18 protein-coding genes and 1 tRNA gene are annotated in these 18,542 nt (G+C 32.2%); 7 read left to right on the forward strand and 12 right to left on the reverse strand.

All coding sequences use genetic code 11. The features are described from left to right. The 3 genes from AB8B90_RS13525 to AB8B90_RS13535 all read left to right on the forward strand — a co-directional run. Positions 1-794: hypothetical protein (locus AB8B90_RS13525; protein WP_405337907.1), on the forward strand; the 794-nt coding region annotated here is incomplete at its 5' end. Between the two features lie 79 nt (positions 795-873). Further along, on the forward strand, positions 874-2,232 hold the full coding sequence (locus tag AB8B90_RS13530; protein ID WP_405337909.1) for a hypothetical protein: 1,359 nt from the start codon (positions 874-876) through the stop codon (positions 2,230-2,232). Between the two features lie 6 nt (positions 2,233-2,238). Then, entirely contained in the window at positions 2,239-3,777 is a 1,539-nt protein-coding gene (locus AB8B90_RS13535; RefSeq protein ID WP_405337912.1) for an alpha-amylase family glycosyl hydrolase, read from the forward strand. Between the two features lie 114 nt (positions 3,778-3,891). Here the strand turns inward: AB8B90_RS13535 and AB8B90_RS13540 are convergent. Further along, positions 3,892-3,973 (reverse strand) — tRNA-Leu (locus AB8B90_RS13540). Positions 3,974-4,093: 120 nt separating this feature from the next. Between AB8B90_RS13540 and AB8B90_RS13545 the strand changes: the two genes are divergently transcribed. Continuing rightward, the gene (locus AB8B90_RS13545; RefSeq protein WP_405337915.1) at positions 4,094-5,482 is read left to right on the forward strand and encodes a dipeptidase; all 1,389 of its coding nucleotides are present in this window, start codon (positions 4,094-4,096) and stop codon (positions 5,480-5,482) included. A gap of 4 nt (positions 5,483-5,486) precedes the next feature. Here AB8B90_RS13545 and AB8B90_RS13550 read toward each other — a convergent pair whose 3' ends face one another. Continuing rightward, positions 5,487-6,881 (reverse strand): M28 family peptidase, encoded by a 1,395-nt coding sequence (locus AB8B90_RS13550; protein WP_405337918.1) that lies wholly within the window; start codon positions 6,879-6,881, stop codon positions 5,487-5,489. A 125-nt stretch (positions 6,882-7,006) separates the two neighbouring features. Here AB8B90_RS13550 and AB8B90_RS13555 point away from each other — a divergent pair, with 125 nt between their 5' ends. From AB8B90_RS13555 to AB8B90_RS13565, 3 genes are all read left to right on the forward strand, one after another. Continuing rightward, on the forward strand, positions 7,007-7,372 hold the full coding sequence (locus AB8B90_RS13555) for a BlaI/MecI/CopY family transcriptional regulator (RefSeq protein ID WP_405337921.1): 366 nt from the start codon (positions 7,007-7,009) through the stop codon (positions 7,370-7,372). Positions 7,373-7,479: 107 nt separating this feature from the next. Continuing rightward, entirely contained in the window at positions 7,480-9,759 is a 2,280-nt protein-coding gene (locus AB8B90_RS13560) for a M56 family metallopeptidase (RefSeq protein WP_405337924.1), read from the forward strand. A 140-nt stretch (positions 9,760-9,899) separates the two neighbouring features. Next, entirely contained in the window at positions 9,900-11,000 is a 1,101-nt protein-coding gene (locus AB8B90_RS13565; protein ID WP_405337927.1) for a DUF4407 domain-containing protein, read from the forward strand. 6 nt (positions 11,001-11,006) lie between these two features. Here AB8B90_RS13565 and AB8B90_RS13570 read toward each other — a convergent pair whose 3' ends face one another. From AB8B90_RS13570 to AB8B90_RS13615, 10 genes are all read right to left on the reverse strand, one after another. Beyond that, the gene (locus tag AB8B90_RS13570) at positions 11,007-11,300 is read right to left on the reverse strand and encodes an STAS domain-containing protein (RefSeq protein WP_405337930.1); all 294 of its coding nucleotides are present in this window, start codon (positions 11,298-11,300) and stop codon (positions 11,007-11,009) included. Between the two features lie 184 nt (positions 11,301-11,484). After that, on the reverse strand, positions 11,485-13,218 hold the full coding sequence (locus tag AB8B90_RS13575) for a DUF885 domain-containing protein (RefSeq protein ID WP_405337933.1): 1,734 nt from the start codon (positions 13,216-13,218) through the stop codon (positions 11,485-11,487). A gap of 4 nt (positions 13,219-13,222) precedes the next feature. Next, the gene (locus tag AB8B90_RS13580) at positions 13,223-13,489 is read right to left on the reverse strand and encodes a DUF1272 domain-containing protein (RefSeq protein WP_405337936.1); all 267 of its coding nucleotides are present in this window, start codon (positions 13,487-13,489) and stop codon (positions 13,223-13,225) included. Between the two features lie 4 nt (positions 13,490-13,493). After that, entirely contained in the window at positions 13,494-14,072 is a 579-nt protein-coding gene (locus AB8B90_RS13585) for a PhnA domain-containing protein (protein WP_405337938.1), read from the reverse strand. Between the two features lie 34 nt (positions 14,073-14,106). Continuing rightward, complete coding sequence (locus AB8B90_RS13590; protein ID WP_405337941.1) at positions 14,107-14,475, reverse strand: MmcQ/YjbR family DNA-binding protein; 369 nt, start codon at positions 14,473-14,475, stop codon at positions 14,107-14,109. Beyond that, positions 14,472-15,080, reverse strand: coding sequence for a DUF4230 domain-containing protein (locus AB8B90_RS13595; protein WP_405337944.1), 609 nt, complete (start codon positions 15,078-15,080; stop codon positions 14,472-14,474). Before AB8B90_RS13595 ends, AB8B90_RS13590 begins: the two co-directional genes overlap by 4 nt. 36 nt (positions 15,081-15,116) lie before the next feature. Continuing rightward, positions 15,117-15,884, reverse strand: coding sequence for a cyclase family protein (locus AB8B90_RS13600; RefSeq protein ID WP_405337947.1), 768 nt, complete (start codon positions 15,882-15,884; stop codon positions 15,117-15,119). Beyond that, the gene (gene hemW, locus AB8B90_RS13605) at positions 15,884-17,014 is read right to left on the reverse strand and encodes a radical SAM family heme chaperone HemW (RefSeq protein ID WP_405337956.1); all 1,131 of its coding nucleotides are present in this window, start codon (positions 17,012-17,014) and stop codon (positions 15,884-15,886) included. Before hemW ends, AB8B90_RS13600 begins: the two co-directional genes overlap by 1 nt. Positions 17,015-17,260: 246 nt before the next feature. After that, positions 17,261-17,815 carry a crossover junction endodeoxyribonuclease RuvC gene (ruvC, locus tag AB8B90_RS13610; RefSeq protein ID WP_405337950.1) on the reverse strand — a complete coding sequence of 185 codons (555 nt, stop codon included), beginning with the start codon at positions 17,813-17,815 and terminating at the stop codon, positions 17,261-17,263. 3 nt (positions 17,816-17,818) lie between these two features. Further along, positions 17,819-18,451 carry a cell envelope biogenesis protein OmpA gene (locus AB8B90_RS13615; protein WP_405337953.1) on the reverse strand — a complete coding sequence of 211 codons (633 nt, stop codon included), beginning with the start codon at positions 18,449-18,451 and terminating at the stop codon, positions 17,819-17,821. Between the last annotated feature and the right edge of the window lie 91 nt (positions 18,452-18,542).

Below are 18,542 nucleotides of genomic sequence, written 5' to 3' on the forward strand. Positions count from 1 at the left end.
ACCTTAACTTCAAATTTATTGGTACTTCTGGAGTTTACTTCTTAACAATTGACACAAATACTTTAGAAATTACATTAGGTGCACCTCAAGGTAGTGGCACATGTGAAGTTGAAACCCTTTATGGTGTTGGCGCTGGCCTAGTAGATACTGGTTGGGACTGGGGTAATCCAGGTGAATTTTCTTGTGTAAGTGATGGTATTTGGTCTGGAACAGTCAACCTACAAAATAATGGAGGAGCTGACAACAACTTTAGATTCTTCACAATTCTAGATGATTGGGCTTCTGGAAGGAACTACCCTTACTACGCAGATGCTGGATATACTATTGATTCCGATCTTACAGACGCGATGGATGATGACAATAACTTCGCATTTGTTGGTACAAGTGGAGCTTATACAATAACTATTGACACCAACAACTTAACTATTACTTTAACTCCTGGTGAAGTTGATGTTACATGTGAATTTGATACAATTTATGGTGTTGGTGCTGGACTTGTTGATACAGGTTGGGACTGGGCTACACCTGGTGAGTTTTCTTGTGTAAGTAATGGAGTTTGGTCTGGAACCGTTGCTTTACAAAGCACAGCAGACAACAACAATTTTAGATTTTTTACAATTCTAGATGATTGGGCAACAGGAAGAAATTATCCTTTCTATGCAGATGCTGGTTATACTATTGATGCTGATCTTGTAGATGCAATGGATGATGATAATAATTTTGCATTTGTTGGTACAGATGGGACATATACAATCACTATAGATACAAATAATCTAACTATTACTTTAGACTAAACCATATTTAGCTTTAATAATAAATAACTTAAAGGCTATGGTGTTCATTCAACATAGCCTTTTTTTAAAAACATTTGCTATGAAAAAAGTTTTATTCTTATTATTATTAATTTCTTCTTACTCTTATTCACAAGTCGTTACCTTAAGTGTTGGCGCAATTGAAGTTGACCAACCTGTTACTATAACACTTGATATCAATAACACGACTGACACAAATTGTAATGGATTTATGAATCCTAATAAAGTCTATATGCATTCTGGAATTGGAGACAATTCTGACGCATTCGGTTTTAATGTTATTGGTAATTGGGGACAGGATGATGGTGTTGGTCAAATGACGAATCAAGGAGGAGGAATTTACACTATTACATTAACACCTCAAGCATATTATGGTATTACTCAACCACAAGCTGATGCTGCTACTCAATTAGGGATAGTTTTTAGAAATGAAGATGGTACTCAAGAATTGAAAGATGATGGTTGCGCTGATTTTATTTTCCCTGTTGGAACCGTAAGTATAAATTTAACTAACCCTACAAATTTTCCAGTAGTTATTAATTCTGGTGATAATTTATCAGTAAGTGCAACAATTGCTTTTCAGGGATCTACTACAGTTCAAGGTAGTTTTGAAGTATTTTATAATAATGTATCTGTAGGTACTGGAACCTGTGGTTTCCCTAGTTGTAGCACAACAATCCCAAACATCACTGAAAATGGGATAGTACGTTTTGTTGGATCTCCTACAAGTACATCTGACCAAGGTGAAGTTAGCTTTGAAGTTTTTGTAGTTACTAATGTAACGGAACAAGCCCTTCCTTCAGGCGCTGAAGATGGAATTAATTATGGTTCTGACCCTACAAAAGCAACCTTAGTGCTTTCAGCACCAGGTAAAGAATTTATTCAAATTGCAGGAAGCTTTAACAATTATACACCTGGAAATTCAGATGTAATGAAACGTGATCCGGCTACAGGCAAATATTGGCTAGAAGTTACAGGTCTTACTCCTGGACAAGTTGAAACCTATCAATATTGGGTTTTCGACACTAACCCAATATCTGGTTCTCCAGGATTGGTAAAAACAGCTGACCCATACTCAACGCTAGTTCTTTCACCTTTTGATGACCCTTTTATACCATCAAGTTCATTTTCTGGATTGGAGTCAGGTGGAGCATATGAATATCCTGCTGGTCAAGAACGTGAAGTAACTGTTTTACAAACAGGTCAAACACCTTATCCATGGCAGGTTACAAATTTTCAAAAACCTAAAAAAGAAGATTTAGTAGTTTACGAAATTCTAGTTCGAGATTTTGATGCTGACAGAAACTACCAAAATTTAATTGATCGAATTGATTATTTCAAGAATTTAAACATAAATGCTATTCATTTAATGCCAGTTATGGAGTATGAAGGTAATGAAAGTTGGGGTTATAATACTTAATTCCATATGGCTTTAGATAAATTCTATGGCTCTCCTGACAAACTAAAAGAGTTTATAGATTTATGTCACCAAAATGATATTGCAATCATATTAGATGTTGTACTTAACCATGCTTTTGGAAGAAACCCAATGGTTCGTATGTGGATGGATGATCCTGACGGTGATGGTTGGGGTGGTCCTGCTGCTGACAGCCCATACTTTAATCAATTCCCAACACACTCATTTAATGTTGGAAATGACTTTAATCATCAACAACCTTTAGTACAAGAATATACTAGACGTGTTATAAAACAATGGGTTGAAGAGTTTAATATTGATGGATTCCGCTGGGATTTAACAAAAGGTTTTACTCAAAATTGCGGCAACGGAACATTTGATGGTAATTTCAACTGCACAAATCAATATCAACAAGATAGAATTGATGTCCTTAGAACTTATGCAGATTATTCTTGGTCTTTAGATGAAACTCACTATGTGATTTTTGAGCACTTAGGTAATGATAATGAAGAGCAACAATGGGCTAATTATAGATTAAATGAGACCACTAGTAAAGGCATTATGATGTGGGGAAAAATGACAGATCAATACAATCAGTTAACAATGGGCTTCAATAGTGATAATAACATAAACAGAATGGGACATCAAAGCCGTGGTTTTAATGCACCTAGACTTATGGGTTATCCTGAAAGTCATGATGAAGAACGATTAATGTATAAGAATGTTACATTTGGAAACCAATCTAATGGATCTCACAATGTTAGAAATTTAAATACAGCTCTTTCAAGAATGTCTGCATTAGGTGCTGTTTCGCTTACTATTCCTGGACCAAAAATGATTTGGCACTTTGGTGCCTTAGGTATGGATAATTCTATTTTTACATGTCCTAACGGAACTGTAGATGATGATGGCTGTAAATTAGATACAAAACCTCAACCACAATGGACTGAAAATTGGTTAGCCAACTCAAATAGAAAACAGGTATATGATGATTGGGCTAGACTAATAGAATTAAAGGTAAATGAACCTGTGTTTGAAGGTAATTATGCCATTACTTCTGGTAACTTAACTCCTCGAATAGATATTTTTGATACTAGTCTTCCTGGTAGTGAAATTCAAAATGTGATTGTATTAGCTAATTTTGATGTTGTATCGCAAACTATAAATACAAACTTTCCTGTTGGAGGAACTTGGTATGATTTAATGGATGAATCAGGCAATACAACTTTTACTGGGTCAACTGTAAATATTCCAGCTGGACAGTTTAGAATTTTTGGTAACCAACCGAGTACTTTGAGTAATGATACATTTGTAGTAAATGAATCTTTTAGTATTTATCCAAATCCAGTAAATACATCTTTTAAAACGAATAAGGCTTTTAAAAACTTACAAATATTTGATATCACAGGTAAACTAGTAAAATCATTTAATGGTGACTTTACTAAAAATGATTCTTATGATATATCAGATTTAAGGCCAAGTCTTTATTTAATTAAAATAGAAAATAATAATGGTCAAACTCTGACTTCAAAAATTTTAAAACTTTAAATTGATTTTATAGCAATTTGAATTAGCCTGAAAAAGCTTTCCTTATTATTTGGAAAGCTTTTTTTATGTAGTACAAATAAAAAAAGCTAACTCAATTGAGTTAGCTTTAAGTTGTGCGGGAGAAGAGACTCGAACTCTCACACCTCGCGGCACTAGATCCTAAGTCTAGCGTGTCTACCAATTCCACCACTCCCGCAACTTTCCAATTATTATTGGGTTGCAAATATAAACAATAGTTTCAATATTCAAATAACTTTAATTACGAAAAAATCATCTTCATTTTTGTATTTTTGAAGGAATCTAAAAATAGATATTCATGCAAAACATTCAATCCTACTTAAACGAACATAAAGACAGATTTCTAAATGAGTTATTAGAACTTCTTAAAATCCCTTCTGTTAGCGCAGATCCTGCCTTTAAAGACCATGTATTCAAAACAGCAGATGTTATAAAAGAGAGTTTGTTAGATGCAGGTTGCGACCATGCAGAAATATGTGAAACTGATGGTTTTCCAATTGTTTATGCTGAAAAAATGATCGATGAGAACCTTCCAACGGTTTTGGTATATGGACATTATGATGTACAACCAGCAGATCCATTAGAATTATGGGACTCTCCTCCTTACGAACCAGTTATCAAAAAGACTGACATACACCCAGAAGGAGCGATTTTTGCTCGAGGTGCTTGCGATGATAAAGGTCAAATGTACATGCATGTTAAAGCCATGGAGTTTATGACAAAAACAGACCAACTACCATGTAATGTGAAATTTATGATTGAAGGTGAAGAAGAAGTGGGTAGTGTAAATCTTTCTGTGTTTGTTAAAAATAATCAAGAAAAACTTAAAAATGATGTGATTTTAATTTCAGATACTGGAATGATCGCCAAAGATGTGCCTTCAATAACTACTGGATTAAGAGGTTTAAGTTATGTTGAAGTTGAAGTAACTGGTCCAAATAGAGATTTACATTCAGGGCTCTATGGTGGTGCCGTAGCAAATCCAATAAATATATTAACGAAAATGATTGCTTCACTTCACGATGAAAACAATCACATTACTATTCCTGGTTTTTATGATAAAGTAGAAAACCTTTCAGATGAAGAAAGAGCAGAAATGGCCAAAGCTCCCTTTTCTCTTGAGGATTATAAAAATGCATTAGACATTGATTCAGTTTATGGAGAAAAAGGCTACACAACTAATGAGAGAAACTCTATTAGACCAACACTTGATGTTAATGGGATTTGGGGTGGATATACTGGTGAAGGTGCTAAAACTGTGATAGCAAGTAAAGCCTATGCTAAAATATCAATGCGATTAGTTCCAAATCAAGATTGGGAAAACATTACTCAATTATTTAAAACCCATTTTGAGAGTATTGCTCCTGCTGGTGTAAAAGTAATGGTTAATCCGCATCATGGTGGACAAGGTTATGTTACTCCAATTGATAGTATCGGATACAAAGCTGCATCAAGTGCCTACAAAGACACATTTGGAAAGACTCCAATTCCACAACGTAGTGGTGGAAGTATCCCTATTGTCTCTCTTTTTGAACAAGAGCTAAAAAGTAAAACCATTTTAATGGGATTCGGATTGAATAGCGATGCCATTCACTCACCTAATGAGCATTTTGGTGTATGGAATTATTTTAAAGGCATCGAAACGATTCCTCTATTTTATAAATATTTTACAGAATTGAGTAAATAAAAAATTACTCCTTTACAATTTTATAAGTTCCTGTTTTTTCAGAAGATGAAACCTTAAGGAAATAAACACCTTGTGGTAAACTTTTCATATTTAATGAAATGATTTCACTTGCATTAGTCTTTTGTTTAACTAATCTTCCAGAAACATCGTATAAATCTAACGCAATTGATTCAATATTGTTTGTGATTTCAACACTGAGGTTAGTCTTTACAGGGTTAGGAAATACTTTTACTTCAGAAGCTAAAAAGTCATCCAGTCCAAGGGTATTAAATTGAATACAATCACTTAATTCAACACAATTACCTGATGTGATTTCAACCGCATAATTGCCACTTACACTAGGTATATAAGATTGTGAAGTCGCTCCAGAAATTGGCAAATCTGTATTACAATTCAACCATTGATAAGATGCAGAAGCTTGATCTGCTGTTAAAGTCGTCACGGTTTGCGTTATTCCATTATCAACATTAACTAATCCTCCAACTGTTGCCATGTATGCAGTAACTAACTTTGTTAATTCGAAAAAATATGGCATATCTAATGTACTCTTACGGTCGCCTGAGGAATGATAGAATGGTGTTTCATCATTTGTTTCCCATGACTCACCAAGTAAAACTGCAGAATACGCATCATTAGGAAAATTACCAACAAACCAAAAGCTAGCATGATCACTTGCAGCTGTTCCAGGATTAACCTCAATCACACTAAGGTCAAATGAATATGAATTTAAAACACTTATAATATCATCTTTCATCCCAGATGAATTAGCAAGGTTTAAATAATCGATATCAAATTCATTGTCTCCTGGTTGTCCAGGTGCATCACCATCATAACCAATCATGTCTAGATTCAATACACCAAGTATATTATCACCATTACTAAACGCTTGATCAGCATAGAATTGAGAACCTCTGAGGCCAATTTCTTCCTCATCCCATAAGGCATATACAATCGTATTATCCAAACATTGCGTCGAAAGAATTCTTGCTGCTTCCAAAACGGCTGTAGTTCCTGTAGCATTGTCGTCGGCACAATAATCTGCAACGGTATCGTAGTGCGCGCAAATAATGTATATGTCATTAGGGTTAGTTTTCCCTACTTGAGTCGCAATAATATTTCTTCCGTTGGCGTTAAAAGGTTGGTCTATTATGGTGATATTATCTAATTGTTCAAATTTTTGAACCAGATAGTCAGCAGCTATGTCGTTGTTTGCTTGTTGTCTATTAATTATAGTCACTGTATTACCATCAACAACAGTACTGATTTCACCAGAAAATTCTCTAACGGTTAAATCTAGTGTGTTAATATCAACTTGATCAATAATATCCTGAATTGATTGTGCATAAGAACCAAATACACACACAAATATGCATATTAGACTAGTTTTAAAGGTTTTCATTGTGGGCAATTTTTCTTTTATTTTTTTTCAAAGATAATGGATTTTAACAAATTAGTCGTTGAAGTAATTTGCAGATTACAAATTTTATTCTACATTTGTAGAGTTAATTCTAAAAACGTAGAGATATGCAATTATCTAAAACAGAAGAACAACTCATGCAACATTTATGGAAACTTGAAAAGGCTTTCATGAAAGATTTATTGGAGGCCTATCCAGATCCAAAACCTGCTACAACAACTGTAGCTACACTATTAAAGCGTATGATTGATAAAGAATTCGTAACATATAAACTTTACGGAAAATCAAGAGAATACAAGCCTCTAGTTAAGAAGAAAGATTATTTCTCAAAACATGTAAATACATTAATAAAAACTTTTTTTGATGATAGTGCGAGTCAATTTGCATCTTTCTTCACAAAAGAAACCAATTTAACAAAAGAAGAATTGGAGGACTTAAAAACCTTAATTGATAACGAAATTAAAAATAAATAGTCATGTTAATTTATATTTTAAAATCTAGTGCTTGTCTTGTTATTTTCATGCTCTTTTATAAGTTAATTCTTGAAAAAACAAGTGCACACAAGTTTAAACGTTTTTACTTGCTTGTTACTTTAGGGTTGTCTTTTATTATGCCATTAATAACAATAATAAAATATATCGAACCTGTTGTTAATGACTTTCATATCACGTCTACAGCAAATACTATTATAACTAATGAGAATATTATTTTAGAAGATCATATTAATATCATTCCTATCATTATTGGATGTATTTATGGTTTAGGCGTATTAGTGTTTTTAATAAAATTCTGTTTAAATCTGAAACTTATAATTTCTAAAATTAAAATCAATCCTAAATACAAAACAGCATCTTACATTAATGTTTTAATTGAAAACTTGGCTGTACCACATACATTCTTAAACTATATATTTTTTAATAAAACAAAGTTCGAAAATAATGAAATTCCTTCCGAAGTCATCATACATGAAAGAGCTCACGCAAAACAAAAACATAGTATAGACATCATTCTTTTAGAATTATTACAAATCATATACTGGTTTAATCCTTTAATCTATTTCATAAAAAAAGATATTAAGTTAAATCATGAATTTCTTGCAGACTCTGAAGTTTTAAAACAAGGGGTGATACCATCAACATATCAAAACACAATACTGGCTTTCTCATCAAAAGCTACAAATCATCAATTGGCAAATGCCATCAATTATTCATCAATCAAAAAACGATTTACAGTTATGAAAACACAAACATCAAAAACATCAGTTTGGTTAAGAGGCTTATTACTTCTTCCTTTACTTGCAATCACATTTTTCAGTTTTAGCGAAAAAATAGAGGTAGAAAAAGAAACATTTACAGAATTTTCACTTGAAAACCCTACTGACGATTCAGCTAATGATAAAGAAGCTTATTATCGAAACGCAACATTTTTATTTAAAAATAAAAGTGGGAAAGTAATTACTAAAAAAATATACTCTGAATTAACCCAAGAAGAAAAGGATAGACTTTTAATTCCAATTGGAAAAACTGAAAAAAAATCACCTACAATATCTGATTTGGAGCGTTGGAAAGATTCAAAAACTTACGGTGTCTGGTATGACAATAAAAAAATAAATAATAATTCATTAGATAAATTTCAACCCTCTAACATTAGTTCGTTCTATGAGAGTAAACTAGAAAAAAATGCTATTAATTATGGTGAATATTTTAATCAAGTAAACTTGTATTCAGAAATGTACTTTAAAGAGCATTATAAAAATGATAAAGAGTATTCTAGTGAAGGTTTTGTGGTTACAATTATTCAAGATGAAATACAAAAAGGAGCTACTGAAAAACAATTAGCAGAATATAATAGACTAGCTAAACATTATAATACACAACCAAAGGACAAGCGTATTATTAAACAAAAAGATCTTAAACGCCTTGAAGAGTTGTATAATGTATTAAGTCCAGACCAAAAAAAGAGTGCTGAATCATTCCCTGAATGTCCACCACCACCTCCACCACCTCCACCACCTCCACCACCTGCAAAAGAAAATGATATTAAAACAGGTTTTATTAAAATTAACAACACACCACATTATTTTGTAGATATTAATAATCATAAAAAATACTATAATAAAAAGGGATTTGAGGTCTCAAAAACTGGTCAGATTATAAGTAAATCTCAAGTCAATGCTTTAGATGTCATACCTGGTCAATATATCACTAAAGTATATTCAAATAATGAAGTTATGGTAACATTTAATGATAATAAGCCAAATTATAGAGGCGAATTAAACATACCTCCTCCTTCAAAAGAACCCAAAGCTCCAAATTCAAGTAAAATGGAATTGAATAAAAAAAGGACAAAACCATCAAAAATTTTAAAGGAAGAAAAAGAGCTAAGAAATAACATAGCATCATATGAAGACGAAAAATCTTCTTTAGATTTTATAAAAGAATTAGCTGAAAAGAAAGCACTATTCTATCTCGAAGGGCAAAATATTTCAGCTGAAAAAGCAATTAATACAGTTCTAAATAACAAAAAAATAAATATCCTTGTGCGTGATATCAACTCTGAAAGAGCAATTGTAAAACTATCAAAAAATCCAATTGGGATAGAATCAGAAAACATAAACAAACATGATAAAATTTCAGGCCTGTTGGATAAATCAGAATCATCATTAAAGTTTGTTACTGATATGACTAAAGATGATTCTTTAAGGTTTTGTTATAATGGTAAAACGATAACCAAGGATAGAGCCATTCGTATCGCAAAAAACAATCCCAATGTTCACATTAGGTTAGGTATTGAATACAATACTGGTCAAAACATTATATACCTTTCTAAAAGAAAACCACTTATTGGCTATAAAGCCTAGAGAACAAGGTTAATATAATAGTATTTGAGTTTTAAAAAGACTTGTGATCTAAAGAAGGTACACAAGTCTTTTTCATTAAATAATGTAACAAAACTTGTTTTATTGCGTTCTAATAGACAATCAATCAAAATCAAATCATCATGCTTAAAAAATTCTTCATCATCTGTTCTGGTTCAGATACAGACATTCTAGACAACTGTTCTATAGGTGAACAAAATAAATTTGCAGGAATTGGTGCAACCGTATTTTTTACAGCCGTAATGGCTTTTATTGCATGTAGTTATGCTTTATACACTGTTTTTGATCATCTTTTTGCAGCCATCGCCTTTGGTTTTGTTTGGGGATTATTAATCTTTAATCTCGACCGATTTATTGTATCTACTATAAAAAAACGAAACAATATTATTGATGAAATCATTCAAGCATCTCCTCGACTCATTTTAGCTGTAATCATTGCTGTAGTTATTTCAAAACCTCTGGAATTAAAAATTTTTGAAAAGGAAATCAATCAAGTATTGCTTGAACAAAAGAATGAATTGACACTGGCCAATAAAAATCAAATCGCTGAACAATTTACACCAAATGTAGAAGCTCTTAAAAGTGATATCACAGCTTTAAATTCTCAAATAAATACCAAGGAATCTGAAGTTAATGCACTTTATAAGACGTATATTTCTGAAGCTGAAGGAACTGCTGGAACTCAGCTTTTAGGAAAAGGTCCTGTTTATAAAGAAAAAAGAGAAAAGCATGATGCCGCTTTAGCTGAATTGCAGCAACTTAAAATTGATAATAAAGCTAGAATAGGATTCATAGAAAATCAAATTTCACAACTAAAAACAGATTATGATACACAAGTCGTTACATCACAACCTATTATTGATGGATTTGATGGATTAATGGCGCGAGTTAACGCTTTGGGCGAATTGCCTTGGTTACCTTCACTATTTGTTTTATTGTTGTTTTTAGCTATTGAAACGTCTCCAATATTTGCAAAATTATTATCTCCTAAAGGAGAATATGATTATAAATTAGAAGATGCTGAAACTGCCGTTAAAACTTGGGTAGAGCAAAAGGTAAATGAGCGTAAGATATTACTAAAAACTAATCAAACGCTAAACAATAAAATCTATAACGACATTGCTGAAGAAGATGAATTGTATACTTACAAACGTAAGAGAGCAAGAGAGTTAATGCAACTACAAGCTGATGCCTTTTTTAAACATCAAAAAAACGCCTTATGACATCATTTAAGCTGCCGTACTTGTTTGACTTTCTTTTGTTTTAAAATGATTAAAAACATCTTGACATCCTAAACCAATAATTGACAAACGTTTCTGTTTAATAATAGATTCGTTATGTAACTGAGCAATGGCAGTAACACCATGTCTGTCTATGCTTTTCAAGTCTTCTATGCTAATGGTAATTGCATTTGCTTTTTCAAAGATATTTCTGAATTTACTTTTAAATAAATGAATGTTGTTTCGATCTAGCGACCCTTTCACTCTAAAAAAGTTATTTGAGTGTGTAATTTCTAAGTCCATAATTGCATTTTAAGGTTAATTTCATTGTAAATTTTGGCGCTATAATCAATGATTTATTAACTCAATATGCAATAATATATACGGCTAGTCCTTTTTTTTCGACTAAAGGTATAAATGCTTAGATTTTGTTTATGAATTGTATTTTTTCTTCGATAAAATACCCACTTACAGTAGTTTAAAAAACCTAGTCAGACTTCGATTTAGAAATGTATTTGTTGATGCGATCCTCTAAAATTGAAAGTGTAACAGTACCTTGATTTAAAATCACATCATGAAATTCTCTAATATCAAACTTAGATCCTAACACATTTTCTGCTTTTGTTCGAAGTTCTCTAATTTTCAATTCGCCTATTTTATAGGATAGAGCTTGGCCTGGCCAAGAAATATAACGATCTGTTTCAGTATTAATTTCATGTAACGACAAGGCCGTATTTGAAGCCATATATTCTACAACTTGATCACGAGACCAACCTTTGGCATGAATTCCAGTATCAACTACCAAACGACAAGCTCGCCACATTTCGTAAGTTAATTTTCCAAACTGCTCATAAGGTGTTGTATACATTCCCATTTCTTCAGCTAAAAATTCGCAATATAAACCCCAACCTTCGCCATAAGCAGATAAGTATAATGTTTTTCTAAAACTAGGAATACTATCGCCAAGTTCATTATTTAAACTCCCTTGTAAATGATGACCTGGAACAGCTTCATGGACAGTTAATGAAGGCATTGTATACAAAGTTCTACTTGGCAAATCGTAAGTATTTACCCAATAATAACCTGGATCTGTACTTTCTTTTGTGGTCCCAATATAACGACCTGTGGTATATTTTGGAGCAATGGCGTCAGGAACTGGAGCAACTCCATAAGGTTTACGTGGCAATGTTTTAAAGAATCTAGGTAATTGCGCATCAGCACGTTTAGCCATATCACGAGCAATCATTAATAATTGTTCTGGTGTTTCGGCATAAAACTGTTTATCCGTTCTTAAAAAATGAAAAAAATCTTCAAAGCTTCCTTTAAAATTTAAATCACTAATGATTGTTTCCATTTCAGATTTAATACGTGCCACTTCTTTTAAACCAATTTGATGAATATCATCTGCACTGTATTGTGTACTTGTCGTGTAATAATTAATTCTGTTTTGATAATAATCTTTTCCATTAGGTGTTTCTGAAACTCCTAGAGTTGTTCTTGTCTTCGGAAAGTATTCTGTTTCAAAAAATGTTTTAATTCGTTTAAATTGAGGTGTAACGTTTGATTCAATAGCTTTTCTTGCAGCAGTTAATACTGAATCCTTTTGTATATCGCTCAAATCACTTGGAAAGTTTTTAAAAGGCGAATAGAAAAAGCTGTCTTCAAAATTATCAACGATATGTGTATCATAAGAAGATTCGTAACCTTTAAAAATAATCTTTGGTTGAGACACGCCTTTTACCAGTCCAGCTCGTAAATGTTTTAAATTTTGATTCACAAATTCTGGAATAGCATTCAGCTTTTTTAGATATTCTCGTGTTTGCCAATAATTAGTTAGAGGACGGACTTCATAGGTAAGATTTGAATGAAATCCCGAGTCAGATAATAAGGGATTTAAATATCCTTCAAATTCATAAAAATCGATTTGATCTTGTAATACAAACCTTAAAAGGGTTAGTGAAATTTGTTCGGTTTCACTTAGCGTTTCAGAATTAACAGATGAAAGCTCTTCTAGAATAGTCTGAGCAAATTCTGCTTCAGATTTATAATAGGTTTCTGAATAATTTCCTAATGGATATTCATTTTTATCATAACCTTCGTGGTCTTGATAATTGTTTATTATAGTTTGTAATACTTCAGAATCGGAAACAACTTCTTTTTTATCTTGACAAGACAGCAATCCGAATAAAACAAAAAGAATCAAAAATTTAGAATGTGACATGGATTTAGATTTTATTTAAACGCTCCTGATGTTTTTTTAGGTCTACAGGTTTATGAACTACTGCAGTTGACACTGGATACTTTTCTAATAACTGCTGTGGACGAATAGGCCTTTTTTCAAAATGGCCTCCACAATTCGGACAAACATGTTGTAAAACTGTGTCAACACAATCTTGGCAAAAGGTACATTCAAAAGTACAGATCATTGCTTCATTTGAATTAAATGGTAACCTTTTATTACAGTTTTCACAAGTTGGTCTAAGCTCTAACATGGTGTTACAATTTCTTAACGTATTTGGTGATAATTACAATTTGTTGTGCTCCTACTTTACCTTCAATATACTCTGCGTTCTCTCGATCTAATCTAATATTTCTAACAGCTGTACCTTGTTTAGCTACCATGCTTGAACCTTTCACTTTTAAATCTTTAACTAAAACGACAGCGTCACCAGATTCTAAAATCACACCATTCACATCACGATGGATAATTTTATTAGCTTCATCTTCATGCTCTCCTGTTGCCCTTGCTAAAGCTATTGCCTCGTCATCGAGATACATCATATCCAACAAGTCTTTTGGCCAACCTTCATGTCGCAAACGTTGCAGCATACGCCAAGCCATTATTTGTACTGCAACATGTTCACTCCACATACTATCATTTAGACATCTCCAATGATTAGGATTCATCTCTGTATTGCCTTCTATTTGATCTTTGCAGGTTTTACAAACAAGTATATCGTTTGCTACATTTTCATTTAATGAAGGCGGAATAGTATATTGTGATAAATCGTTGTTTGAACTGCACAATTCACAGCTTTTATTACTTCGCTCTTGAAGCGTTTGTAGTACACTCATTTAAATTGTTTTTACAATGATATAAAATATAAAATTATAACTCTGAAAGTGAAGCTCTCATTTTTTTGGTCATCCCTTTGACTACCATGTCATAGGAATGATCAATTAACTCACAAATAAGTCGAGGTTGCAATTCTCCTGTATGGATATAAACACTATTCCATTGTTGTTTATGCATATGATAACCTGGTTTTATGCTATCATAATCAGCTCTTAATTCTTGAGCGTATTCTGGATCACATTTTAAATTGATGAAGCCTTCACCATTTTCCCACTTTTTCAATGAGGCTAAAGCAAACATTTTACCAAGCACTTTAAAAACCAAGGTGTCTTCATCAAAAGGAAAATGTTCGGTTACTGCTTTTTTATTCATGCAGTAATTCCTGTAATCTTCTATATTCATTTTAATAACTTCTTATCGTTATCTTCAATCTTTAGCGCTGTATAATCTAAAGTCCAACCAATAGTTTCAACAATGCTTTCAATAAGTAAAACAGACTCCAAAGCTTCCTTTTTCGCAATTTCATACAAACCACTTTCAGGCACTTTATTCATGATGTGATTTTTAGCTTCATTGTGCAATTCGGTCAAATCTGAAGCTTCAAATTTATTGAACATACCATCAGATTTGTCATAATAATTCAAATCGGTTTCAATAGATAGCACTTCTGGTTGAGGAAAATGAAAAAGTTTTACGGTCTTGGTTTTTGTATTCGATTCTAATTGAATCTTAGACAAGTCAAAACCAACATGAGCCTTTGCATTAATTACAACTAATGCTTTTTTACGACTTGTTATGAGTTTGAGATAGCGTTCTTTAACGTCTTCATAATGATATATCTCAGCGAAATCACCTTCGACTGTTATGAATTTACAGACTTTTTTTATGCGATCTAACAAGATTACAGATTGAGAATTAGTTCGTTTCTTTATTTTAAACTGTCTAATAATTGTTACAATTGCCAGTGTAACCAATATACTTATTATGATTAAAAAGAAAGTTTCCATGAGATTTATTATTGTCTAAAAGCTTCTTAAATGCTTTTATAAATTGACTTTTATGTTATTAAGGACTTTAAATAAAATTGGTTTACTTGGCGTCGCATCGTTTTCAAAAGGTGCGATTTGTAAGTTCAAGAAGTACTCACCATCCTCAACTTTATTAGGTACATAGATAAATTCAGTGATTGTACAATCTTTTCTGACTTTACCTTCTAAATTCCAAAACGCTTTATGCGCTTTCAAAGCACCTCCATCTTCTTCTTTATCAACACTAGGTAAATCAATAAGCAAATGTTTTATGCCTTTGCCCACCATATACTTCACTGCATCTTCTGTTAAGTAAGTCCAATTTGTATTTGAATATTGCTTAGACATTTTATCTTTCATATTAGGTATGGTACGAATCACAATCGCATCACGCTTTTTATTACCAAGAACAAACTGCAATTGTTTTTTTGAAATGACAGTATCGTCACCATCTTGTTCTGGTGCAACAGTGATCACTTCTGCTAAAAAGAAAAACTGTTTCAAATTTTTATTTATAGAATGAAATTCTTTTGTAATATGACCTACGCACTCTGTGTGTGTTCCATGAGCATGAGGATTAAATTGAATGTTATTAAAATTCACATCTGCACCTTCACCTATACTACCAATCCAGTTATCCAATTGAACAGGTTCAATTTTTGGCTCATCAATGTACCATGCATTCACATTTTTTTTTGAAGCTTGAATTGGAATAGATATATCTAAAGGCTTAGTTAAATCTATTTGTAATTTTCTAGAGTTGTATTGTATTGTAGTTAGCACTATAAATTAAGTTTAAACAGTTCAGAAGCAATTCCATCAGTTAAAAATTGTCCTTTTTTAGTGACGCGTAAATGTTCATCATCAATATACAATAAATGTTCATTTATAAAAACTTTGGATTGCTCAATTAGATATTGCTTAAAAACTGTGCCAAAGTCATCTTCTACTTTTTTTAATGATATTCCCCAAACAGTTCTTAAACCTGTCATCACATATTCATTGTATTGATCTGTAAGCGTTAGTGTTTCAGTCTCTATAGGAAGTGTATTACTTTGAATTGCTTTAATATATTTTGAATTATTACGCACATTCCAACTGCGTTGTTTTCCGTTAAAAGAATGCGCTGAAGGTCCGATTCCTATATAAGATTTGCCTTGCCAATACGCTGAATTATTTTTACTGAAGTAACCTTCTTTTCCAAAATTAGACAACTCATAATGCACAAAATCTGAAGCTTCTAAGCTATCTTTCAATATATGGAATTGTTCATGTGCTTGTTCGTCATCTACATTGTTTATTAGTCCTTTTTTAATAAAACTTTCTAGGGCTGTTTTGGGTTCAACAGTTAAGGCATAACTTGAAATATGAGGAATATTATAAGACAAAGCCGTTTCTATATTTTGAATCCAAGCTTTATTTGTTAAACCTGGTATGCCGTAAATTAAATCCACAGAAATGTTATCAAAATATTGTGTTGCTTCAGACAAACATGCTGTAGCTTCCTTGGCATTATGTGCACGATTCATTAGCTTAAGATCGGTTTCAAAAAATGATTGAATTCCAATACTTAATCTGTTTACTGGAGAAATTGATAATTCATATATTTTTTCTGAAGACAAATCATCTGGATTGGCTTCTAGTGTTATTTCAGGATCTGATACTACCTTATAATTTTCATGAACTGAATCAATTAAAAATTCAATTTCCTTAACACTTAACACGCTAGGTGTACCTCCACCAAAATAGATGGTTTCAACAGTTGTGTTGTTGAATTCCATCTTTCGTAATTTCATCTCTTTAGCAAGAGCAGAAATCATATCATCTCGTTTCTTCAATGATGTTGAAAAATGAAAGTCACAATAGTGACATGCCTGTTTACAGAATGGTATGTGAATGTAGATGCCTGAAATAATAGTGTGTTTTAATTATCTTGGATTAAATTTTGGTTGAAATTTCCGTTTACATGTTAATTTTCTTCTGTATGCTAAGTAAATTGAATACCCAAAATAACCGAAAATAAAAATTATCAAAAACCAAATAAACTTGTTTTGCTTTTTTTTGAATCGTGTTAAATATAACTCCCTACCTACATAAAACAAAAATCCTAATCTCAGAATTAATAAGGTTCGAGGTGTTAACAATACATCCACATTTGTCTATTTTTTTACACGGCTTTCGTTCTGTTTTACAAAAGCAGACCAACCAGAATAATTCTTACCAACTTGAACTCGTCCTTCATTATAAAAATGACAAACAGCAGCCGCTAAACCATCCATTGAATCTAAATTTTTAGGCAACGTTTTTAAGCTCAACATACTTTGTAACATTTTAGCCACTTGTTCTTTACTAGCATTTCCATTTCCAGTAATTGCCATTTTAATTTTTTTTGGCGCATATTCTGTAATTGGAACCTCACGTGACAAACCTGCTGCCATAGCAACACCTTGTGCTCTTCCTAGTTTCAACATACTCTGTACATTCTTCCCGAAGAAAGGTGCTTCAATGGCAATTTCATCAGGATGATGCGTGTCAATAAGTTCAACTGTCCGCTCAAAAATAAGTTTCAGCTTTAAGTAATGGTCTTTATATTTCTTTAAATCTAATTCGTTTAGCTGAAGAAAAGACATCTTTTTTCCTTCTACTTTAATCAATCCGAAACCCATAATTGTAGTTCCAGGATCAATACCTAATATGATTTTATCTTTAACCATGAATTAGCAATATTGGCATCCACTTAGAGAGAATGTAATTCCGAAGGTAATTGTCATTAAATTTCCATTAAAAGAACCAAAACCTTCAATAATTGGGTCAAAATCAGTTCCAAATCCGAGAATATATGATACATCTGTATATAACGACATGTATTGACTCAACGCATAATGTACTTCAAGACCAGCCATAAGATTTAGAAAAGAGACATTGTTATCAGAAAAATCGCCTAAAGGTTTTACAAAGGAATAACCTGGTCCAGAATGAACTACTAAACCTATGCGTTCAGGCAAAAAACCTATAGATTCTGTTGGGTCAAATACAATTTGTGCGTTTATTCGTGTATAATTAATTTTAAAATCTGGTGAATTATCACCATTTGAAAATCTGTTAAAACCAAAATCTAACTTTGCGCCAAGTTGTCTTTTAAACATATATTGAAAACCTGCATTTACCGTTGGTAGATTAACCGACTTAGATTCAAATCCTTCAACAAATCCAGATTGAGATGGACTATTAACTCCTAGTGCGATTTGAGCTTTCCATGTATTAGTGTTTTTTTGTGCAAAAGAAAATACTGTAAAGAATAAGGTTAGTACTAATAATTTGTGTTTTTGAATTTTAAAAATCGGCATCATATCATTATAATGGTTTATTTTTACGACAATGTATTTTGGAAGTCTTCCTTACAAAACTAAACAATTCTTTCTTGTACTTATTAAATTAAGT

Source organism: Psychroserpens sp. (genome assembly GCF_045105015.1).
Lineage (GTDB): Bacteria > Bacteroidota > Bacteroidia > Flavobacteriales > Flavobacteriaceae > Psychroserpens.